The sequence below is a fragment of the Paracoccus sp. N5 genome (genome assembly GCF_000371965.1).
Taxonomy (GTDB): Bacteria; Pseudomonadota; Alphaproteobacteria; order Rhodobacterales; family Rhodobacteraceae; genus Paracoccus.
The window spans coordinates 1769914-1791252 of sequence record NZ_AQUO01000001.1; the positions used below are offsets into that span (position 1 = coordinate 1769914).

Below are 21339 nucleotides of genomic sequence, written 5' to 3' on the forward strand. Positions count from 1 at the left end.
ATCAGGCCGTGGCCCCGCGCCGCGGCCCTTTTTCCTGGCGGAACGCGCGGCCGTTCCGGTGCGTTGCCCCCGCAAACGGAGGGCAAAGCCATGACGATTCCGAAAAACACCATCTGCCTGTGGTATGACAAGGATGCCGAGGCGGCGGCGCGGTTCTATGCCGAGACCTTTCCCGACAGCGCGGTGACGGCGGTGCGCCACGCTCCGGGCGATTATCCCTCGGGCAAGGCGGGCGACGTGCTGACCGTCGAGTTCACCGTCCTCGGCATCCCCTGCGTCGGGTTGAACGGCGGCCCGGCCTTCAAGCACAACGAAGCGTTTTCGTTCCAGGTCGCGACCGCGGACCAGGCGGAGACCGACCGCTACTGGAACGCCATCACCGGCAACGGCGGGCGCGAAAGCGACTGCGGCTGGTGCAAGGACCGCTGGGGCATCTCGTGGCAGATCACGCCGCGCACGCTGCTCGAGGCGATGGCGGCGGGCGGCGACGAGGCGAAGCGCGCCTTCGACGCCATGATGACGATGCAGAAGATCGACGTGGCGGCCATCGACGCGGCCCGGCGCGGCTGAAGGCGCTTTTCTTTGCCGCGCGGCCGCGTCAGGATGCGGCCATGACCCAGACGCCCCGCCCCGCCCGCATCGCCATCGTCACCGTCTCGGACCGCGCCTCGCGTGGGGAATACGAGGACAAGGGCGGCCCGGGCGCCGAGGCTTGGCTGCGCGCCACCGTGACCACGCCGATGCAGATCGGCCGGACCATCATCCCCGACGGCCGCGACAGCGTGGCCGCGACCCTGCGCATGCTGTGCGACCAGGGCACCGACCTGATCCTGATCACCGGCGGCACCGGCCCGGCGCCGCGCGACCAGACGCCCGAGGCCATGGCCGATGTCATGGAAAAGGAACTGCCCGGCTTCGGCGAGGAGATGCGCCGCGCCAGCCTGCGCGGGGTGCCGACCGCGATCCTGTCGCGCCAGACCGCCGGCATCCGCGGCGCCACGCTGATGATCACCATCCCCGGCAAGCCCTCGGCCATCGCCACCTGCCTCGACGCGGTCTTTGCCGCCGTGCCCTATTGCCTGGACCTGATCGGCGCCGGCTTCATCGACACCGACCCGGCCCGGATCAAGGCCTTTCGTCCCAAGGCCTAGGCATTCGCCAGACGCAGATCGGCGGGCAGCGAGTGATCCGCCACCGTCTCGGCATTGGCAAGGTCGTTCTCCAGATGCGCCAGCACCTCGGCCGGCGACCGGCCCAGGCCCTGCCAGCGCGCGGTCAGCCGGCGGCGCAGCTCCTCGGCAGGCACGTCCAGCATGACCGACAGATCCCAAAGCCCGGCCAGCTCACGCCAAGGCGCGCGGTCCAAGAGCAGGTAATTGCCCTCGACCACCACCAGCCTCGCCTGGTCCTCGACGCGCTCGGCGCCGGCGACAGCCAGGTCGCGGTCGCGGTCGAAGACCGGATAGACGACCGCGCCGCCCTGCTTCAGCCGGCGGATCAGGGCGACGAAACCCTCGGCGTCGAAGGTCTCGGGCGCACCCTTGCACGCCCGCAGCCCGTCCCGGTCCAGCAGCCGGTTGTCCAGGTGAAACCCGTCCATCGGCACCAGCACCGCCCCCGGCACGGCGGCGACCAGACCCTCGGCCAGGGTGGATTTCCCCGACCCCGGCGCCCCCACGATCGCCACCAGCCGCCTGCCCGCGCCCAGCCGCGCCACCTGATCGAGTATTTCTTTCATGCCCAAATATCCCGGGGGGAGTCCGCAGGACGGGGGGCAGCGCCCCCCATCCCTCGACGCTCAGGCGGCCTCGGCCACTTCGTCCGGCACCTTGGCGCCGGTCATGAAGGCCACCGCATCCGACATGGAATAATCCTGCGGCCGGATCACGCAGAGCCGCCGGCCCAGCCGATGGATGTGGATGCGATCCGCCACCTCGAACACATGCGGCATGTTGTGGCTGATCAGGATGATCGGGATGCCGCGCGAGCGCACGTCGCGGATCAGCTCCAGCACCCGGCGGCTTTCCTTGACCCCCAGCGCCGCCGTCGGCTCGTCCAGGATCACCACCTTGGAGCCGAAGGCCGCGGCGCGGGCCACGGCGACGCCCTGGCGCTGGCCGCCCGACAGGGTCTCGACCGCCTGGTTGATGTTCTGGATCGTCATCAGCCCCAGCTCGGTCAGCTTCTCGCGGGCGAATTTCTCCATCGCCGGACGGTCGAGCTGGCGGAACAGGCTGCCCATGATCCCCGGCTTGCGCAGTTCGCGGCCCATGAACATATTGTCGGCGATCGACAGGGCAGGGGACATGGCCAGCGTCTGGTAGACGCATTCGATGCCATGGCCGCGCGCCTCCAAGGGGCTGGCGAAGCGCACCGGCTTGCCGTCCAGGGTGATCTCGCCCTCGTCGGGCTGCACCGCGCCCGACAGCGCCTTGATCAGGCTGGATTTCCCCGCGCCATTGTCGCCGATCACCGCCAGGATCTCGCCCGGCATCAGGTCGAAGTCGCAGTTGTTCAGCGCCGTCACCTTGCCATAGCGCTTGACGAGGCCGCGTGCCTTCAGAAGCGGTTCTTCAGTCATGCCGATGCCTTTCTGATCCATTGGTCCACCGCCACGGCGAGGATGATGAGCATGCCAATCAGGAAGAAGGTCCATTGCGGGTCGGTGCCGACCATCTTCAGCCCCATCTCGAACACGCCGACGATCAGCGCGCCGAAGAACATGCCGACGATGGACCCGCGCCCGCCAAACAGGCTGATGCCGCCGATCACCACCGCGGTGATGGACTGGATATTGCCCAGCTGCCCGGTCGAGGCCGAGGGCGAGACCGAGCCGAAGCGGCCGATCATCACCCAGCCGGCGATGGCGCAGAACAGGCCGGCCAGCGCATAGACCTGGATCAGGATGCGCTTGGTCCGCACCCCCGCCAGCTCCGCCGCATCCGGGTCGTCGCCCACGGCATAGACATGGCGGCCCCAGGCGGTATGGCGCAGCACATAGGCCAGGATGGCGACCAGCGCGACCATCAGGAACACCGCGTAAAGGATCTTCACCCCGCCCGGCTGGATGGAATAGCCCCAGAATTGCAGCGCCGGGGCCTCGGCAGCGATGGCCGACGAGCGGATGGTCTCGTTGGCGGAATAGATGTAGTTCGCCGCCAGGATGATCTGCCAGGTGCCCAGCGTCACGATGAAGGGCGGCAGCTTGATGCGCGCGACCAGCCAGCCGTTGGCAAAGCCCAAGGCGGTGCCCGCCGCCAGCCCCAGCGCGATGGAAAGCGGCGCCGGGATGCCGTAGCGAAAGGTGAACTGCCCCATCAGCACCGAGGAGAACACCGCGATGGCGCCGACCGACAGGTCGATGCCGGCGGTCAGCACCACCAGCGACTGCGCGCAGCCCAGGATGCCGACGATGGCGATCTGCTGCAGGATGGTGGACAGCGTCACCGCCTTGAAGAAGTTCGGCGACAACAGGCCGAAGATGACCAGCGCCACCACCAGCACGATCATCGGCACCGCCGACGGCGTCATGTGCAGCCAGTGCTGCAGGCGCTTCAGCGCGCTTTTCTGTTCCTGGAATTCGGCAACCTTTTCCGAGGCGCCCTTCAGGCCTTCCTCGTAGCTGGTGGCCGTCTTTGCATCCGATGACATGGACGGTCTTCCCCCCCCTTGCGAGGCGCCAGCCGGCGCCGCTTGCCTGCTGTGGGCGGGACGCACCGCGCCCCACCCGGCGATTCAGGTGGCGATCAGCCCCAGCACAGCTCGGCGCCCTTGGCGCTGTCGATCGACTCGACGCCCTCGGCCGGCTTGTCGGTGACCAGCGCCACGCCGGTGTCGGTGAAGTCCTTGCCCTCGGTCGCGGCCGGCTTGGTGCCGTCCTTGGCAAAGGCGGCGATGGCCTCGATGCCCAGGGCCGCCATGGCCAGCGGGTATTGCTGCGAGGTGGCGCCGATCACGCCGTCCTTGACGTTCTGCACGCCCGGGCAACCGCCATCGACCGAGACGATCAGCACGTCCTTTTCGCGGCCGACGGCCTTCAGCGCCTCATAGGCGCCGGCGGCGGCGGGCTCGTTGATCGTATAGACCAGGTTGATGTCGGGATCCTTGGCCAGAAGCGATTCCATCGCCGTCAGCCCGCCTTCCTCGTTACCCGAGGTGACCTCGTGGCCGACGATGCGCGGGTCGGTCTCGTCGCCCCATTTCGCCGGGTCGCCCAGCTCGACGCCGAAGCCCTGCAGGAAGCCCTGGTCGCGCAGCACGTCGACCGAAGGCTGCGAAATGGCCAGGTCCAGCATGGCGATCCTGGCATCCGCCGCCTTGTCGCCCAGGGTCGCCTTGGCCCATTGCCCGATCAGCTCGCCCGCCTTGAAGTTGTCGGTGGCGAAGGTCGCGTCGGCGGCGTCGATCGGGTCCAGCGGCGTATCCAGCGCGATGACCAGCAGGCCGGCGTCGCGCGCGGCCTGGACCGCATCGACGATGGCCTTGGTGTCCGAGGCGGTGATCAGGATGCCCTTGGCGCCGTCGGCCACGCAGGCCTCGACCGCCGCCACCTGGCCCTCGTGGTCGCCGTCGATCTTGCCGGCATAGGACTTCAGCTCCAGCCCCAGCTCCTGGGCCTTGGCCGCGGCGCCTTCCTTCATCTTCACGAAGAAGGGGTTGGTGTCGGTCTTGGTGATCAGGCAGGCGCTGTCGGCCTGTGCCATGCCGGCGATCATCGTCAGGGCCGAGCCCGCCAGCACCGCGCGCAGCAGTTTCGTCTTGGTCATCTGGTCTTTCCTCCTCTGGGCGGGTTCCCGTCCGCTCCTCCGACTAAAGGCTGCCTTATCGGATGGGGGCTTGTCAATAAATCAATTTCGTTGATTTATATGCGGGGGAGGATGAGACCATGACGAATGCCATGCCTGCGGCGGCGACGCCGCAACGGTTGCGCAGCCATAACGAGCGGCTGATCCTGTGGCTGATTCGCCGCAACGGGCCGATGCCGCGCGCGGCCCTGGCCCAGGCCACCGGGCTTTCCGCCCAGGCCGTGACCAACATCACCCGCGAATTGATCGCCGACGGGCTGCTGGACGCGGGGGGCGAGCGGCAGCGCGGCAAGGTCGGCCAGCCGCTCTTGCCGCTGGCCCTGGCACCGGACGGAGCGCTGTTCCTGGGCCTCAAGGTCGGGCGCCGGGTGGCCGAACTGGTGCTGGTCGATTTCGCCGGCCAGATCAGGCAGATGCGCGCGCTGCCCCATGCCTTTCCGCAGCCCGATGCGATCCGCGATTTCGCGGTCTCGGCCAGTGCCGAGCTGCTGGCCGGGCTGACCGAAGCGCAGCGTGCGCGGCTGTCGGGCATGGGCATCGCCAGCCCGTTCTACCTGTGGGACTGGGCGCGCGAGATGGCGCCCTGGCGCGGCCGCGACCTGCGCGAGGAACTGGCCCAGGCGCTGGACCTGCCGGTCTGGCTGGAGAACGACGGCTCCTGCGCCTGCGGGGCCGAGATGATGTTCGGCACCGCGGACCTGCCCGAGGATTTCCTGTATTTCTACCTCGCGCATTTCGGCGGCGGCGGCGTGGTGCTGGACGGCCGGCTGCGGCTGGGGCCGTCGCGCAATGCCGGCGCCATGGGCTCGTTCCCGGTGCCGGGCGGCCAGCAATTGCTGGACGTGGCCTCGGTCTCGACGCTGGAATCGCGGCTGGGGCGCGAGCTGCCGCTGGAGGACGAGTCCTGGGACCTGCCGCCGGCTACCCAGCGGCAATGGCTGGACGAATCGGCGCGGGTGCTGTCCCATGCGGCGCTGGGAACGGTGGCCGCGCTGGACCTGCCGCTGGTGGTGATCGACGGCGCCATGCCCGCCACCCTGCGCGACGCGCTTGTCGCGGCGACAGCAGAGGCGCTGGCCGGCACGCGCCACCACGGCGTCACCTTGCCCGAGGTGCGCGCCGGCACCCTGGGGCGGCGGGCCCGCACGCTGGGCGCGGCGGCGCTGCCGCTTGGCGCGGGCTTCATGCCCGGTGGCACCTTCGCGGCGCCGCGCCCGCCGCGGCTCGGGCAGGAAACCGAAGGGGCGCAGCCGCGTTCCGGGGATGACAGGTGAAGAAAGGAAGCCGCGGCCATGGCCGACGATCCATACAAGGCGCTGGGCCTGGCGAGGACCGCCACGCAGGACGAGATCAAGAAGGCCTATCGCAAGATCGCCAAGACCGATCACCCGGACCTGAACCCCGACCCCGCCGCGCATGAACGCTTCAAGGCCGCCTCATCGGCCTATGACCTGCTGAAGGATCCCGAGCAGCGCGCCCGCTTCGACAAGGGCGAGATCGACGCCCAGGGCCAGGAGCGGCCGCAGCGGCATTACTACCGCGAATATGCCGAGCAGGGCGACAACCCCTATCGCCAGAGCCACGGTTTCGAGGATTTCTCGGACGTGTTCTCGGACCTGTTCGGCCAGCGGGCGCAGGCGCGGCGCGGCGGCGGGGCGAGGAGTTTCGACATGCGCGGCCCCGACCAGCGCTTCACGCTGGAGATCGATTTCATGACCGCCGCCCGCGGCGGCTCGACCCGGATCACCATGCCCGACGGCAGCGTGCTGGAGGTGAAGATCCCCGAGGGCGCGCATGACGGCCAAGTGATTCGCCTGCGCGGCAAGGGCGGCATGGGCATGGGCGAGGGCGAGCCGGGCGATGCGCTGCTGACGCTGATCGTCGCCGACGACCCCGATTGGCGCCGCGACGGTGACGATGTGGAAACCACGCTGCCGATCACCATCGACGAGGCGGTGCTGGGCGGCAAGGTCGAGGCGCAGACCATCGACGGCCCCGTCATGTTGACCATCCCGCGCGGCGCGAATTCGGGCCAGAAGCTGCGGCTGAAGGGGCGCGGCATCAAGGGCTCGGGCGGCAAGCGCGGCGACCAGCATGTCGTCCTGAAGATCGTCATGCCGCCGCATGTGGACGACGAACTGGCCGAGTTCATGCGCGGCTGGCGGGAAAACCACGCCTATGATCCCAGGAGGGGCAAATGACCCAGCGCCATTACACCCTGACCGAGACCCTGGCCCTGGTGGACGACCTGGGCGCCGAGCAGCTGGAGCGCTATATCCGCGCCGGCGTAGTGGCGCCGGTGCAATCCGCGCAGGGGCCGCTGTTTCGCGACCTCGACCTGGCGCGGCTCAGCCTGGTGGTGGACCTGGCCGAGGGCTATCACCTGGACGAAGAGGCGCTGGCCATGGTGCTGTCGCTGGTCGACCAGCTGCATGGCCTGCGCGGCGACATGCGGGCCATGCTGGACGCCGTGGCGCGCGAGCCGGTCGAGACCCGGCTGCGCCTCAAGGCCGCGATCCGCGAGGTGCGGGTGATCCGCCAGGGCTGATCCTCGGGGCTGCCGCAGGCCCGTCATCCGGGGCGGCAACGCCGACAAGAGGGCGGAATAGGACCTGAAGCGCCGCATCGGGCATGTGCAGGCCGGCATGGCGTTTGCGCCCGGCGGCACGGTCTGGACCGTTCCGGACGTTCCCGTGGTCCTTCACGCCGGGGGCGCAGACGGCCCGGAACCGAACCGCGCCTTGCGCGCGGCCAGGCTGGCCATCACGGCCAGCCTTTGCGCCTCGGTCATCCCGCCCCAGGCCGCGATCTCGTCCAGGGTGCGCCAGCAGCCGATGCAGAGCCGGCTTTCGGCGTCGATCCGGCAGATCCTGATGCAGGGGCTGGAGACGCTCATGCCAGATGCCGCAGTCGGTCCAGCGCGCCTTGCAGGATATAGCCGGCGGCGACCTGGTCGATGACCTCGGCCCGGCGCTTGCGCGAGGTGTCGGCCTCCAGCAGCGCGCGCTCGGCCGCGACGGTCGACAGGCGCTCGTCCCAGAAGCCGATGGGCAGCGGCGTCAGCCGCTCCAGGTTGCGGGCGAAGGCGCGGGTGGATTGCGCGCGCGGCCCCTCGCTGCCGTCCATGTTGCGCGGCAGGCCCAGCACCAGCCCGACCAGCCCGCGATCCGCCGCGATCTTCAGCAGCGCCTGCGCGTCGAGGGTGAATTTCTCGCGCCGGATCACCGTGATCGGCGAGGCGACCGAGCGCAGCCCGTCGCTGACCGCGACGCCGATGGTCTTGGTGCCCAGGTCCAGCCCGGCAATGGCGCCGGCGCGGGGCAGGGCGGCGGCAAAATCCTCGATGGCTTCGCAGATCATTCCAGCCCCGCCTGTTTGGCCGCCGCATTCACCGTGGCCAGCGCCTCGGGCGTGCTCGCGAAGCGGCTGCGCGCCTCGGCCAGGATGGCGCCGGCGCGGTCGCGTTCCTCGAGCACGGCCAGCGAGCCGATCAGGCGGGCCCATTCCTCGGGCGTGCCGCCCTGGGTCGCCAGCCGGTTTTCCAGCCCCTGCACCATGCCCTGGACCATGGCGCGGCGCTGCTCGGGCGTCATGTCCTCGGCCGCGGCCATGGCGTCGGCATCGGGGCCGGGCAGGGCGGCATCCTCGGGCGGGACATAGTCGGGCCGGCCGGCGAACCAGGCCAGGTCGCCGATGCTGCTGCGGACGAAGGCATGCCAGGGCTCGGCGCGATGCCCCTCGGCCAGCAGCGCGGCCCAGATCGGGAAGGCGCGGTCGGGCCGGCCGCTCTGGACCTGGAGGTAGCCGGCCAGGAAGCGCGCCAGCGGATTCGCGGGATCGAGCGTGCCGGCGCGGTTGATCGCCGCCTCGGCCTCGGCGGTGATGATGCCGCCGGCGGCACGGGCGGCCAGCTCGGCCAGCTCGGCGTAATCCTGCGCCGTGGCCCGGGCGCCCTTCAGCGCCACCACGCGGCTTTGCGCCTGCTTCGCGGCGGCAAGATTGCCCAGGGCCTGTTCATAGCGCGCCAGCAGCTCCTGGCCTTGCAGGTCGTCGGGGCGCTGGCCGGCGGCCTGGCGCAGCCGCTCGATCAGTGCCATGTCCTCGGCCGAAAGCGCCGGCGCCGTGGAAGCGGGGGCCTTGGCCTCGGCCTCGGCCTGGGTCGGCCGGGCGTCATAGCGGGCCTGCGCCTCGGCGATGCGGCGGGCGATGGGCTGGTCGGGATGCTCGGGCTGGCCCAGCCGCTGGTAAAGCGGGAAGGCGCCGGCCAGCACCACCACCAGCACCGCCAGCGCCGCGATTCCGCCCGCGCCGCGCCGCGTGCCACCCGAGGCTTGCAGGGCGCGGTCGGCGGCCAGCACCTTGCGGCCGATCTCGACCCGCAGGCGCTCGGCATCGCCGGCGTCGATCACCCCGCGCTCCTGGTCGCGGTCCACCTCGCGCAGCTGGTCGCGATAGACGCGCAGGTCATAGGCGGCGGCCGGCTCGTCCCCGGCGACACCGCGCCGGCGCAGCAGCGGCGCGGCGATGGCGATGGCGACCACGCCCGCCAGCGCGGCGCAGATGATCCAGAACATGGCTTCCCCTTCGTGGCTGATCCGGTGATAGCGGCTTTGCGCGCCATGAGAAAGTCAAAGCCCTGCGACAAGGCGCGCGACAAGGCGCGCGGGCCAGCCGGGAGATATGCGCACGCCCCTGACGCAATTCTGCGAGCGGCGCGTCGCAAGCGGCCTTGCCCGAAAAGCCCCCGAAAGACACTCTGCACGGGTCGAGTCGCAAGGGGTCCAACCATGTCCGCATCCGCAAGTTCCAGCACCGGCCGCTATTCGGTCTTTGCCATCGCCCGCGAGGCCATGCGGCTGCACAGCGGCTGGAAACGCGCCTGGCAAAGCCCGGAGCCGAAGAAGAAATACCAGGTCGTCATCGTCGGCGCCGGCGGCCACGGCCTTGCCACCGCCTATTACCTGGGCAAGAACTACGGCATCACCGATGTCGCCATCATCGAGAAGGGCTGGCTGGGCGGCGGCAACACCGGCCGCAACACCACCATCATCCGCTCGAACTACCTGCAGGACCCTTCGGCGGCGATCTATGACAAGGCGCTGAAGCTTTACGAGAACCTGTCGCAGGATCTGAACTACAATATCATGTTCAGCCCGCGCGGCCTTCTGATGCTGGCCCAGACCGAACACGAGGTCCGCGGCTACAAACGCACCGTCTATGCCAACCAGTTGCAGGGCGTGGCGACCGAATACATCACCCCCCAGCGCATCAAGGAGATGCTGCCCATCATCAACATCGACGGGCCGCGTTACCCGGTGCTGGGCGCGCTTTATCAAGAGCGCGGCGGCACCGCGCGCCACGACGCCGTGGCCTGGGGCTATGCCCGGGCGTGCTCGGCCATGGGGATGCACATCATCCAGAACTGCGAAGTCACCGGCATCGAGACCGCGAACGGCGCGGTCCGCGCGGTCAACACCGGCAAGGGCCGCATCGAATGCGACAAGCTGGCGCTGGTCGTGGCCGGGCATTCCTCGGTCATGGCTGAGATGGCCGGCTTCCGCCTGCCGATCGAATCGCTGGCGCTGCAGGCGCTGGTTTCCGAGCCGATCAAGCCCTGCTGCGACCTGGTCATCATGGCCAACACCGTGCACGGCTACCTGTCGCAATCCGACAAGGGCGAGATGGTGATCGGCGGCGGCACCGACGGCTTCAACAACTACACCCAGCGCGGCTCGTGGCAGCATGTCGAGGAAACCGTCCGCGCGCTGATCGAGACCTTCCCGATGCTGTCGCGGCTGAAGATGCTGCGGCAATGGGGCGGCATCGTCGACATGACCGGCGACCGCTCGCCGATCCTGTCCACCACGCCGGTCGGCAATATCTTCGTCAATTGCGGCTGGGGCACCGGCGGCTTCAAGGCCATTCCCGGCTCGGGCTGGGCCATGGCCGAGCTGGTCGCCAAGGGCCAGCCCGGCCCGCTGGCCGCCGATTTCGGCCTCAATCGCTTCATCGAGGGCCGCTTCATCGACGAGAGCGTCGCCGCGGGGGTGGCGCACTGATGGCAGCGCCGCGCGGCATCCTGCCTGCGCCCGGCCGGCAGCGGCCGGTTTCCGCCCAAATCCCGGGGGCGGAAGAAATCGCGCAACCCATGGGAAACTATCGCGGCTTTGGCGAATTGTGCTTGCACGTCACCATGACCAAGGAGTTTTCTTCATGGCCGAACAGAACAAGAGCAACACCTGGATCATCGCCGGCGTCATCGTCGTCGTGCTGGTCGTCATCTACTGGTTCATGTCCTCGGGCACCGAGCCCGCAGCGACCACCGAACCGGCGACGCCGCCAGCCGTCAGCACCGAGCCTGCGCCGGCCGATGACGGTGCCGTCTCGGTCGAACCCAGCACGCCTGCCACCCCGGCCACGCCCGAGCCTGCTACTCCGGCCCCGGCCGAGCCTGCGGCCCCTGCTACGCCGGCGAACTGAGGCGCCTTTTCCGGCGCCCTCGGGCGCCGCGACTGCACGGGTCCGGGGGGCGCATCGCCCCTCGGCTTGCATTGTTTTGCGGGTGGTGCCCCGGCGCTGCCCCGGCCTTGAACGGGCATTTGACGCCGTTGGGCAGCCCTTGCCCGGCGGCTTGGCCTTGCTGCTTGCCGGCGTTATCGCGCCCGGCGCCACCCCGACCTATTCCCGCTTACCGACGCTGCCCCGCGCTCCCGGCCGACCGGCCGGGCGCTTGCGACCGCGCGCGCCCTGCCGTCCAAGGAGTGAACGATGCTGACCCTGACCTGCCCCTATTGCGGCATCGCCGCCGAGGAGACCGAACTCGCTCCGGGTGGCGAGGCGCATCTGAAGCGTTTCGGCCCCGGCTCGTCCGATGCGGAATTCGAATCCTACCTGTTCGCCCGCAAGAACCCCAAGGGCGTGCATTTCGAACGCTGGCGCCATGCCTATGGCTGCGGCAAGTGGTTCCTGGCCGCGCGCGACACCAACACCTTGCAGGTCTTTGGCACCTACAAGGCCCAGACCCCGCATCCGACGCCCGAGATCGTCGCCGCCGTGCAGGCCGCCCGTCCGGGCTGGCAGCCGGACTGGACCGAAACCCCCGCTGACACCTCCGCCGAAAGCCCGAAAGCATGACCCAGACCGGACCCTTCCGCCTGCCGCGCGGCGGACGCCTGATCGACCGCGCCTATCAACTGCCCTTCCGCTTCGACGGCCGCCAGATGCGCGGCCTTGTCGGGGACACGCTGGCCTCGGCGATCCTGGCGAACGGCCAGATCATGATGGGCCGCAGCTTCAAGTATCACCGCCCGCGCGGCCCCGTCGCCTCGGGCGCCGAGGAGCCCAACGCGCTCTTGGGTCTGGGCGAGGGCGGCCGGTTCGAGCCGAACCAGCGCGCCACCACCACGGCCCTGGTCGGCGGCATGGTCACCACGCCGCAGAACTGCTGGCCCAGCCTGAACGCTGACGTCGGCGCGATCAACAACTGGATGTATCGCTTCCTGCCGGCCGGCTTCTACTACAAGACCTTCATCCACCCGCGCCCGTTCTGGAAGCACGTGTTCGAGCCGATCATCCGCCGCTCGGCCGGCCTCGGCAAGGCCCCGACCGAGGCCGATCCGGACCGCTATGAACAGGCCTATGCCCATGTCGACGTGGTCGTGGTGGGCGGCGGCATCGCCGGCCTGACGGCGGCGCGCGATGCCGCGAAGCAGGGCAAGTCGGTCTGGGTGATCGAGCAGACGCCGCAATTCGGCGGCCGCACCCCCACCGACCACGCGGATGGGCAGACGCGCATCGACGCGCTGCTGGCCGAGTTGCGGGCGCTGCCGAATGTCACGCTGCGCCGCTCGACCATGGCGACCGGGCTTTACGACCACGGCTATCTGCTGGCGCGCGAGGCGATTGCCGACCACGACCCGAACGCCGGCCTGCCGCGCCAGCGGCTGTGGCGCATTCGCGCCGGTCATGTCGTGGTTGCCTCGGGCGCGCTGGAACGGCCGCTGAGCTTTGCCGGCAACGATGTGCCGGGCGTGATCCTGGCCTCGGCGGTGCGCGACTTCATCGACCTCTACGGCGTGGCCCCGGGCCGCAAGATCGTGGTGGTGACGAACAACGACGACGCCTATCGCACGGCGCTGGTGGCGCTGGACGCCGGCCTCCAGGTCGCGGCGGTGATCGACGCGCGCACCTCGGCCACGGGCGCGCTGCCCGAGGCGGTGCGGGCGCGCGGCGTGCGCGTGCTGACCGGCAGCGCCGTCGCCGGCATCAAGGGCGGCAAGGCGGTCGAGGGCGTCAAGCTGTGCGCCCATGCCGGCTCGGGCGATGTGACCGAGGTGATCGACGCCGATTGCGTCGCCATGTCCGGCGGCTGGTCCCCGGTCGTGCACCTGTGGAGCCATTGCGGCGGCAAGCTGAACTGGTCGGATGCGCAGGCGATGTTCGCCCCCGATCCGAACCGGCCGCCGACCGGCGCCGACGGCCGCGCGATGGCTTCGGCCGTGGGCGCGGCCGCAGGCGACCTGCTGGTCGCCGACGCGACCGGCGCGGGCGCGGAGCAGGCCATCCTGCCAGTCTGGGTCATGCCAGCCAACGCCACCCGCAAGATGAAGTTCAAGATGTGGCTCGACTTCCAGAACGACGTGAAGGTGTCGGACGTGGAACTGGCCGCGCAAGAGGGCTACCAGTCGGTCGAGCACACCAAGCGCTATACCACGCTGGGCATGGCGACCGACCAGGGCAAGGTCAGCAACATCAACGGCCTCGCGGTGCTGTCAAATGCGCTCAAGCAGCCGATCCCGCAGACCGGCACCACGACCTTCCGCCCGCCCTATACGCCGCTGACCCTTGGCACCATCGCTGCCGAGGCGCGGGGCGAGGTGTTCCAGCCGCTGCGCAAGACCCCGATGCACGCCTGGCACGAACGCAACAACGCCTTCTTCGAGCCGGTCGGCCACTGGCGCCGCGCCTATTGCTACCCGAAGGCCGGCGAAAGCCACGGCGACGCGGTGGCGCGCGAGATCCGCGCGGTGCGGGCCTCGGTCGGCACGCTCGATGCCTCGACGCTGGGCAAGATCATCGTCAAGGGCCCGGATGCCGGGAAATTCCTCGACATGATGTATACCGGCATGATGTCCAGCCTGCCGGTCGGCAAGTGCCGCTATGGCCTCATCTGCAACGAGAACGGCTTCCTCGTGGACGATGGCGTCGCCGCGCGCCTGTCCGAAGACACCTGGCTGGTCCACACCACCACCGGCGGCGCCGACCGCATGCACGCGCATATGGAAGACTGGTTGCAATGCGAATGGTGGGACTGGAAGGTCTATACCGCCAACGTGACCGAGCAATGGGCGCAGGTCGCCGTGGTCGGCCCCAAGGCCCGCGTGCTGCTGGAACGCCTGGGCGGCATGGACCTGTCGGCCGAGGCGCTGCCCTTCATGCAATGGGCCGAGGGCGAGATCGCCGGCATCCCGGCGCGCGTCTTCCGCATCAGCTTCTCGGGCGAACTGTCCTTCGAGGTGGCGGTGCCGGCGAACCGCGGCCTCGAGCTGTGGGAAAAGCTGCATGAGGCCGGGCGCGACCTGGACGTCACCCCCTATGGCACCGAGGCGATGCATGTCATGCGCGCCGAAAAGGGCTTCATCATGATCGGCGACGAGACCGACGGCACGGTGATCCCGCAGGACCTGGGCCTGGGCTGGGCGATCAGCAAGAAAAAGACCGACTACATCGGCAAGCGCGCCCAGGAACGCAGCCATATGACCGACCCGCGCCGCTGGAAGCTGGTGGGCCTCGAAAGTCTTGACGGCCGGGTGCTGCCCGACGGCGCGCTGGCGGTGGCCGAGGGCGTCAATCCCAACGGCCAGCGCAAGACCCAGGGCCGGGTGACCTCGACCTATATGTCGCCGACGCTGTCGAAGCCGATCGCCATGGGCATCGTGCTGAACGGCCCCGACCGCATGGGCGAGGTGCTGGAATTCCCGGTCGCGGGGCAGGAAACCTACAAGGCGCGGATCGTCGATCCGGTGTTCTATGACAAGGAAGGGAGCCGGGCGAATGGCTGAGGCACTGGCAAAGATCTCTCAGGTGCAGGATCGCGGCATGATCCAGATCCGCGCCGACCTGGACCGCGCGGGCGATGCCATCGCCGGCGCGGCGGGGCTGGCGCTGCCGGGCCAGGGCCGCACCACCACCGACGGCAGCCGCCTCATGGGCTGGATGTCGCCCGACGAGCTGCTGCTGGTCCTGCCGCGCGCCGAGACGGCCGAGGCGCTGGCGGCGCTGACCGAGGCGCTGGCCGGCGAGCACGCGCTGGTGCTGGACGTCAGCGACATGCGGGCAATGTTCCGCATCGACGGGCCGAAGGCCGCGCAGGTGCTGATGAAGCTCTGCCCGACCGATCTGGCGGCGATGCCCCAGGACGGGCTGCGCCGCACCCGCGCCGCCCAGGTCGCCTGCGGCATCTGGCGCGACCAGGCCGGCTATGTCCTGGTCGGCTTCCGCTCGGTTGCGGATTACCTGCGCGGCATCCTGACCGGCGCCGCGGCGCCTGGCACTTATCTGGAGCCGCGCTAATTCCCTTGCCAGGGCGCCGGCGGGGCGTATGCATGGGGGTCACGCTCAAGGGGTTGATTCCATGCGTCCCATCCTGCGCCCGACGGCGCTTTGCCTGTCCACCCTGCTGCCCGCGCCGCTGCTGGCGCAAGAGCCGCCGCGGGTGATGATGTGCCAGATCGCCGATGCAAGCGGCACCGGCTGGGTGCCCGACTTCATCATGCTGACCCGGCAGGTCTCCGGCCCGCAGCAGGGCCGGATCGAGGTCTTCGACCCGATCCTGAAAGCCCAGGTCGGCCGGCCGATCCAGGCCCGGATCGTCGCCGAGGACGCCCGGGCGCGCAGCTATGGCTGGGCGCTGGCCGGCGTCAGGAACCAGTCCGGCCAGCGCACCGAGCGGCTGGATTTCCGCCTGACGGTGTCGAAACGCGACGGCGCGGCCGAGGTCACGGTCACGGCGCTGGGCTACGACAATGTCATGACCGGGCGCGGCGTCTGCGGCTCGCCGCCCGGCCGGTAATCCCGGAACCCGCGGCGCATGATCGGCGTTTAGCGGCCGACAGGGCTTTTCCCCGTCTGGCAGACATGCCAGAACATCCTCCGGAACCCTTGGAAAAGGAAATCGAAAATGGCCTTCACCCTTCCCGACCTTCCCTATGCCCATGACGCGCTTGCCGCCGGCGGCATGTCGAAAGAGACGCTGGAATATCACCACGACAAGCACCACAAGGCCTATGTCGACAAGCTGAACGAGCTGGTGGCCGGCACCGAATGGGAAGGCAAGAGCCTCGAGGACATCGTCACCGGCACCTACCAGTCGGGCGCCGTAGCCCAGAACGGCATCTTCAACAACGCCAGCCAGCACTGGAACCACAGCCAGTTCTGGGAAATGATGGCTCCGAATGCCGGCGCCATCCCGGGCGAGCTGGAAAAGGCCATCGCCGAATCCTTCGGCTCGGTCGACGACTTCAAGAAGAAGTTCTCGGAAGCCGGCGTCGGCCAGTTCGGCTCGGGCTGGGCCTGGCTCGTCAAGGACAAGGACGGCTCGCTGAAGATCACCAAGACCGAGAACGGCGTGAACCCGCTCTGCTTCGGTCAGACCGCGCTTCTGGGCTGCGACGTGTGGGAGCACAGCTATTATATCGACTTCCGCAATGCGCGGCCGAAATACCTGGAAAACTTCCTGAACAACCTAGTGAACTGGGAAAACGTGGCCTCGCGCCTCTGACCCGCTCGCCAGAACGAACCGCAAGGCCCGCCCTCACCCGGCGGGCCTTGTTTCTTTCTTGCCGAAATATCCCGGGGGAACGCCCTTGGACCTCCATCGAGGAGGTCCAAGGGCGTGGGGGCAGAGCCCCCGGCCCCGCTTGCCACCGCCGCGATTCCGGCGCATCTGGTCGGCGGCGAAGGAGCGAGAGCATGAGCGAAGGCACGAAAGGCTTCTGGGCGATCATCCTGGTCTGCGTCACCTGGGGGCTGTCGCCGATCTTCTATCGCCAGCTGTCAGACGTGCCGGTGGTCGAGGTGCTGGCGCATCGCACGATCTGGTCGCTTGCCTTCTTCCTGCTGCTGCTGGCCGGGCAGGGCCGGTTGCGGGAACTGTGGCAAGCCATGACCGGCCCCCATGCCGCGCGCGCCGCGGCGGCGGCGCTGCTGGTCTCGTCGAACTGGGGCCTGTTCATCTGGGCGATCCAGGCCGGCCATGTCGTGCAAAGCTCGCTCGGCTATTACATCTTCCCGCTGGTCACTGTCGCCCTGGGCCTGCTGTTCTTCGGCGAGCGCCTCGGCCCCGCGCAATGGCTGGCCGTCGCCATCGCGCTTTCGGCTGTGGTGATCCTGACCCTGGGCCTGGGCGTCACGCCCTGGATCAGCCTGGGACTGGCGCTGAGCATGGGGCTTTACGGCGTGGTCAAGAAATCCCTGCCGCTGGGCCCGGTCATGTCGGTCGCGGTCGAGGTCGCGCTGCTGACGCCCCTGGCGCTGGCCTGGCTCGCCCTGCAGCAGATGGGCTGGCTGCCCGCCGCCTGGCGGCATCCGCTGGCCTTCGGCGGCTCGGCCGGGGTGACGGCGCTGCTGGTCCTGTCGGGCCTCATCACCGCGGTGCCGCTGGTGCTCTTTGCCTATGCCGCGCGGCGGGTGGCGCTGATCACGGTCGGGCTGATGTTCTATCTGAACCCGACGCTGCAATTCCTCTGCGCGGTCCTGCTCTTCGGCGAGCGCTTCACCCGCTGGCACATGATCGCCTTCGCGATGATCTGGACGGCGCTGGCGATCTATTCCGGCGCGGCCTGGCGGCAGGCGCGGCGCGCGGCGGCATTGGCAAACGGGTGAAACCGCGTATAGAACAGCGCGACAGAACCACCGGGGGCGACATGGCCAATCAGAACGACAGCTTCATCGACGAGGTCACCGAGGATCTGCGCCGCGACCGGCTGTTCATGCTGTTCCGTCGCTTCGGCTGGATCGCGCTGCTGGCCATCCTGGGCATCGTCGCGGGCGCCGCCTGGCGCGAATATGCCCGCAGCCAGAACGAGACCCGGGCCGAGGCCTGGGGCGATGCCGTGCTGGCCGCGCAACAGGCGTCCGACCCGGTCGCGGCGCTGGCCGCTGTCGATCCGCAGGGCGGGCAGGGCCGCAAGGCGCTGGCCGAGATGCTGGCCGCCGGCGCCGAGGCCGAGGCCGGCCTGGACCAGAAGGCCGCCGAGCGGCTCAAGGCCGCGGCCGCGGCGGTCAAGGACGACCCGGTGCTTCACGACCTGGCGCTGCTCAAGGCGGTGATGGCGGCGGGCCCGTCCATGGACGCGGCAGAGCGCGACCGCATCCTGGCCGATCTGTCGAAACCCGGCGCGCCCTTCGAGCTTCTGGCGCTGGAGCAGAAGGCCGTGGCGCTGATCGGCGCCGGCCGGACCGAGGACGCGGTGACGCTGATCACCCAGATCCAGCAGAAGGACGGGCTTTCCGAGCCCTTGCGCCGCCGCCTGTCCGAGATGAAGATCACCCTGGGCGCCGAGCCCGAACGCCCCGAGGGCCCCGGCCCGCAACCCATGCCGGCCCCGGCCGCGAACTGATCCGGCGCCGCCCGCGCCGGCACGACAAGAACCGATCCCGTGGCCCGCGCCCTATCCCGCGCCCGGCCCGGAAAGAGGAGAGAGCGATGACGAGGCTGCCCCTGATCGCCGCTTTGGCCGGGCTGACCGCCCTTTCGGCCTGCCAGCAGCGCGACCCCATCCTGCCCGGCGAACGGCTGGACCCGCGCACGGTGCTGTCGCCCGACGGGCCGGTGGCCGAGGGGGCGCCGGCGCCGACCACCGCCGCCCTGTCGCTGCCGCCGGTGCGCGGCAATGCCGACTGGCCGCAGCGCGCCGGCAGCGCCAGCCACGCCTCGGGCAATATGGCGATCGGCGCCGGCACCAGCCGCGTCTTCGCGGTGAATATCGGCCAGGCCTCGGACAAGCGCCACCGCATCACCGCCGATCCGGTGGTGGCGGCGGGCCTGGTCTTCACGCTCGACAGCCAGTCCACCGTCACCGCCACCACCACGGGCGGCGGCCGGGTCTGGAGCGTCGACCTGCGCCCGGCCGGCGAAGGCGACCGCAGCGTCTCGGGCGGCGGCCTGGCCTTCGAGGGCAACCGGGTCTTTGCCACCACCGGCTATGGCGAGTTGGTGGCGCTGGACGCCCGCACCGGCGGCATCGCCTGGCGCCAGCGGGTCGAGGCGCCGATCGGCGGCTCGCCCACAGTGCAGAACGGCGTGGTCTATGTCGGTGGCCGCGACGCCACCAGCTGGGCGGTGCGCGCCAATGACGGCAAGGTGCTGTGGCGCGCCTTCGGCAATGACGGCATGGCCGGGGTCATGGGCGTCTCGGCGCCTGCGGTGTCCGGCTCGACCGTGGTCTTCCCCTATGCCACCGGCGAGATCATGGGCGTCGATGCCCGGAACGGCAACCAGCTCTGGACCGCCAATGTCGCCGGCCAGCGGCTGGGCCGCGCGGTGGGCTATTTCCGCGACGTCACCGGCGATCCGGTGATCGCGGGCAGCACGGTCTATGCCGGCACCAGCTCGGGCCGGGTCGGTGCCTTCGACCTGGCCAGCGGCGCGATGAAATGGGAGGCGCGCGAGGGTGCCTCGAGCCCGGTGCTGGCGGTCGACAATTCGGTCTTCCTGGTCAACGACCAGGCGCAGCTGATCCGGCTGGATGCCGCGAACGGCGGCCGGGTCTGGGCGCAGAAGCTGCCCTATTTCACCGAAGCCGTGATCCGCAAGCAGCAGAAGGTCTGGAACCACTACGGGCCGGTGCTGGCGGGGAACAAGCTTTACCTTGCCGGCTCGGACGGCTATCTGCGCGTCTTCGATCCCGCCTCGGGCGCGCTGATCGGCAATGCCCAGATCCCGGGCGGTGCCGCGGCGGCGCCGGCCGTGGCGGGCCAGACCCTTTACGTCGTCACCCATGACGGCCAGTTGATCGCGTATAGATGAGCTTCACCCTCGCCATCGTCGGGCGGCCGAATGTCGGCAAGTCCACCCTGTTCAACCGCCTGGTCGGCAAGCGCCTGGCCCTGGTCGACGACCAGCCGGGCGTGACCCGCGACCTGCGCGAGGGGCAGGGGCGCCTGGGCGACCTGCGCTTCATCGTGGTCGATTCGGCCGGCCTGGAAATGGCCGAGGACGACAGCCTGCAAGGCCGCATGCGCCGCCTGACCGAGCGCGCGGTCGATGAGGCCGACGTCTGCCTGTTCGTCATCGACGCCCGCGCCGGCGTGACGGCGGCCGACGAATATTTCGCCGACATCCTGCGCAAGCGGGCGAAGCACGTCATCCTGGCCGCCAACAAGGCCGAGGGCCGGGCCGGCGAATCCGGTGCGCTGGAGGCCTATGCCCTGGGCCTGGGCGAGCCGCTGCGGCTTTCGGCCGAGCATGGCGAGGGCATGGACGACCTCTACCGGGCGCTCCTGCCGCTGGCCGAGCAATTCGAGGCCGCCAATGTCCAGCAGGCGCCCGAAACCGACATCGACCTGCCTGAGGACGGCGACGAGGAGGACGACGAAAGCTGGCGTCCCTCGGCCGCGAAGCCCCTGCAGATCGCGGTCATCGGCCGGCCGAATGCCGGCAAATCGACGCTGATCAACAAGATCCTGGGCGAGGACCGGCTGCTGACCGGCCCCGAGGCCGGCATCACCCGCGATTCGATCAGCGTCAGCGCCGATTTCATGGGCACGCCGGTCCGCATCTTCGACACCGCCGGGATGCGCAAGAAGGCGCGCGTCACCGACAAGGTGGAAAAGCTCTCCGTCGCCGACGGCTTGCGCGCCGTGCGCTTTGCCGAGGTGGTGGTGGTGCTTCTGGACGTCGGCATCCCCTTCGAGCAGCAGGACCTGCGCATCGCCGATTTCGCCGAGACCGAGGGTCGCGCCGTGGTCATCGCCGCGAACAAGTGGGATCTGGAGGACGACAAGCCGCAGAAGCTGAACGAACTGCGCGAGGCCTTCGAGCGGCTCTTGCCGCAGCTGAAGGGGGCGCCCTTGGTGACGGTTTCGGCCCGCACCGGCAAGGGGCTGGACCGGCTGCACAATGCGATCCTGAAGGCGCATGAGGTCTGGAACCGCCGCATTCCGACCGCGCGGCTGAATCAGTGGCTCGGCGCGATGACCGAGGCGCATCCGCCGCCGGCGCCGGGTGGCCGCCGCATCCGGCTGCGCTACATGACCCAGGTCAAGACCCGGCCGCCGGCCTTCGTGGTCATGGCGACGCATGTCGACAAGCTGCCCGACAGCTATCAGCGCTATCTGGTCAATGGCTTGCGCGCGGATTTCGACATGCCCGGCACGCCGATCCGGCTGACCTTCCGCGACCAGGGGACGAAGAACCCCTACAGGGACAAGGCGAACAAGATCAATCAGTCGGGCGCGCTGTCCAAGCACAAGACCCGGCAGAAACCCAAAAGCGCCTAGGTCGTGTTGACAAAAGGGATTCCTCTGGCAGTCG

Annotated in this window: 23 protein-coding genes; 16 read left to right on the forward strand and 7 right to left on the reverse strand. The window is 69.5% G+C overall.

The window, feature by feature from the left end; genetic code table 11:
• Nucleotides 1–90: 90 nt before the first annotated feature.
• Complete coding sequence (locus tag PARN5_RS0108910; protein WP_017999430.1) at nt 91–570, forward strand: VOC family protein; 480 nt, start codon at nt 91–93, stop codon at nt 568–570.
• A gap of 41 nt (nt 571–611) precedes the next feature.
• Nucleotides 612–1151 carry a molybdopterin adenylyltransferase gene (mog, locus tag PARN5_RS0108915; RefSeq protein ID WP_017999431.1) on the forward strand — a complete coding sequence of 180 codons (540 nt, stop codon included), beginning with the start codon at nt 612–614 and terminating at the stop codon, nt 1149–1151.
• Here mog and PARN5_RS0108920 read toward each other — a convergent pair.
• The 4 genes from PARN5_RS0108920 to PARN5_RS0108935 form a co-directional block, all read right to left on the reverse strand.
• A complete protein-coding gene (locus PARN5_RS0108920) occupies nt 1148–1738 on the reverse strand; it encodes an AAA family ATPase (RefSeq protein ID WP_026155300.1) in 591 nt (196 codons plus the stop codon). The genes mog and PARN5_RS0108920 overlap by 4 nt on opposite strands.
• A gap of 60 nt (nt 1739–1798) precedes the next feature.
• A complete protein-coding gene (locus PARN5_RS0108925; RefSeq protein ID WP_017999433.1) occupies nt 1799–2581 on the reverse strand; it encodes an ATP-binding cassette domain-containing protein in 783 nt (260 codons plus the stop codon).
• The gene (locus PARN5_RS0108930) at nt 2578–3651 is read right to left on the reverse strand and encodes an ABC transporter permease (protein ID WP_017999434.1); all 1074 of its coding nucleotides are present in this window, start codon (nt 3649–3651) and stop codon (nt 2578–2580) included. Before PARN5_RS0108930 ends, PARN5_RS0108925 begins: the two co-directional genes overlap by 4 nt.
• Before the next feature lie 95 nt (nt 3652–3746).
• On the reverse strand, nt 3747–4766 hold the full coding sequence (locus PARN5_RS0108935) for a sugar ABC transporter substrate-binding protein (protein ID WP_017999435.1): 1020 nt from the start codon (nt 4764–4766) through the stop codon (nt 3747–3749).
• A gap of 119 nt (nt 4767–4885) precedes the next feature.
• On the opposite strand from PARN5_RS0108935, the gene PARN5_RS0108940 reads away from it, so the two are divergent.
• Genes PARN5_RS0108940 through PARN5_RS0108950 form a run of 3 tightly spaced genes read left to right on the forward strand, consistent with a single transcriptional unit; the run spans nt 4886 to nt 7353 of the window.
• Entirely contained in the window at nt 4886–6079 is a 1194-nt protein-coding gene (locus PARN5_RS0108940; protein ID WP_017999436.1) for an ROK family transcriptional regulator, read from the forward strand.
• An 18-nt stretch (nt 6080–6097) separates the two neighbouring features.
• Complete coding sequence (locus PARN5_RS0108945; RefSeq protein WP_017999437.1) at nt 6098–7006, forward strand: DnaJ C-terminal domain-containing protein; 909 nt, start codon at nt 6098–6100, stop codon at nt 7004–7006.
• Nucleotides 7003–7353: a hypothetical protein gene (locus tag PARN5_RS0108950; protein ID WP_017999438.1), complete on the forward strand. Its 351-nt coding sequence runs from the start codon at nt 7003–7005 to the stop codon at nt 7351–7353. The genes PARN5_RS0108945 and PARN5_RS0108950 overlap by 4 nt, the downstream gene beginning before the upstream one ends.
• Nucleotides 7354–7506: 153 nt before the next feature.
• Here PARN5_RS0108950 and PARN5_RS0108955 read toward each other — a convergent pair whose 3' ends face one another.
• The 3 genes from PARN5_RS0108955 to ccmI are packed head-to-tail and all read right to left on the reverse strand — an operon-like array spanning nt 7507 to nt 9379.
• Nucleotides 7507–7701, reverse strand: a complete 195-nt coding sequence (locus PARN5_RS0108955; protein WP_017999439.1) for a DUF1289 domain-containing protein — start codon at nt 7699–7701, stop codon at nt 7507–7509.
• Nucleotides 7698–8165 (reverse strand): Holliday junction resolvase RuvX, encoded by a 468-nt coding sequence (gene ruvX / locus PARN5_RS0108960; protein ID WP_017999440.1) that lies wholly within the window; start codon nt 8163–8165, stop codon nt 7698–7700. The genes PARN5_RS0108955 and ruvX overlap by 4 nt, the downstream gene beginning before the upstream one ends.
• A complete protein-coding gene (ccmI, locus tag PARN5_RS0108965) occupies nt 8162–9379 on the reverse strand; it encodes a c-type cytochrome biogenesis protein CcmI (RefSeq protein ID WP_017999441.1) in 1218 nt (405 codons plus the stop codon). The genes ruvX and ccmI overlap by 4 nt, the downstream gene beginning before the upstream one ends.
• A 213-nt stretch (nt 9380–9592) precedes the next feature.
• On the opposite strand from ccmI, the gene PARN5_RS0108970 reads away from it, so the two are divergent.
• The 11 genes from PARN5_RS0108970 to der all read left to right on the forward strand — a co-directional run bounded on the left by PARN5_RS0108970 (nt 9593) and on the right by der (nt 21305).
• Nucleotides 9593–10864 carry a sarcosine oxidase subunit beta family protein gene (locus tag PARN5_RS0108970; protein ID WP_017999442.1) on the forward strand — a complete coding sequence of 424 codons (1272 nt, stop codon included), beginning with the start codon at nt 9593–9595 and terminating at the stop codon, nt 10862–10864.
• Between the two features lie 154 nt (nt 10865–11018).
• Nucleotides 11019–11285: a hypothetical protein gene (locus PARN5_RS0108975; protein WP_017999443.1), complete on the forward strand. Its 267-nt coding sequence runs from the start codon at nt 11019–11021 to the stop codon at nt 11283–11285.
• A gap of 288 nt (nt 11286–11573) precedes the next feature.
• Nucleotides 11574–11939, forward strand: a complete 366-nt coding sequence (locus PARN5_RS0108980) for a sarcosine oxidase subunit delta (protein WP_017999444.1) — start codon at nt 11574–11576, stop codon at nt 11937–11939.
• Nucleotides 11936–14866 carry a sarcosine oxidase subunit alpha family protein gene (locus PARN5_RS0108985; RefSeq protein ID WP_017999445.1) on the forward strand — a complete coding sequence of 977 codons (2931 nt, stop codon included), beginning with the start codon at nt 11936–11938 and terminating at the stop codon, nt 14864–14866. The genes PARN5_RS0108980 and PARN5_RS0108985 overlap by 4 nt, the downstream gene beginning before the upstream one ends.
• Nucleotides 14859–15377, forward strand: a complete 519-nt coding sequence (locus tag PARN5_RS0108990; RefSeq protein ID WP_017999446.1) for a sarcosine oxidase subunit gamma family protein — start codon at nt 14859–14861, stop codon at nt 15375–15377. Before PARN5_RS0108985 ends, PARN5_RS0108990 begins: the two co-directional genes overlap by 8 nt.
• 61 nt (nt 15378–15438) lie before the next feature.
• The gene (locus PARN5_RS0108995) at nt 15439–15876 is read left to right on the forward strand and encodes a hypothetical protein (RefSeq protein ID WP_017999447.1); all 438 of its coding nucleotides are present in this window, start codon (nt 15439–15441) and stop codon (nt 15874–15876) included.
• A gap of 108 nt (nt 15877–15984) precedes the next feature.
• Nucleotides 15985–16584, forward strand: a complete 600-nt coding sequence (locus tag PARN5_RS0109000; protein ID WP_017999448.1) for a superoxide dismutase — start codon at nt 15985–15987, stop codon at nt 16582–16584.
• Between the two features lie 191 nt (nt 16585–16775).
• A complete protein-coding gene (gene rarD, locus PARN5_RS0109005) occupies nt 16776–17687 on the forward strand; it encodes an EamA family transporter RarD (protein ID WP_017999449.1) in 912 nt (303 codons plus the stop codon).
• A gap of 41 nt (nt 17688–17728) precedes the next feature.
• Nucleotides 17729–18424, forward strand: a complete 696-nt coding sequence (locus PARN5_RS0109010; protein WP_017999450.1) for a tetratricopeptide repeat protein — start codon at nt 17729–17731, stop codon at nt 18422–18424.
• Between the two features lie 86 nt (nt 18425–18510).
• Entirely contained in the window at nt 18511–19833 is a 1323-nt protein-coding gene (locus PARN5_RS0109015; RefSeq protein WP_017999451.1) for a PQQ-binding-like beta-propeller repeat protein, read from the forward strand.
• Nucleotides 19830–21305 carry a ribosome biogenesis GTPase Der gene (gene der, locus PARN5_RS0109020; RefSeq protein WP_017999452.1) on the forward strand — a complete coding sequence of 492 codons (1476 nt, stop codon included), beginning with the start codon at nt 19830–19832 and terminating at the stop codon, nt 21303–21305. Before PARN5_RS0109015 ends, der begins: the two co-directional genes overlap by 4 nt.
• The last annotated feature ends 34 nt before the right edge of the window (nt 21306–21339 follow it).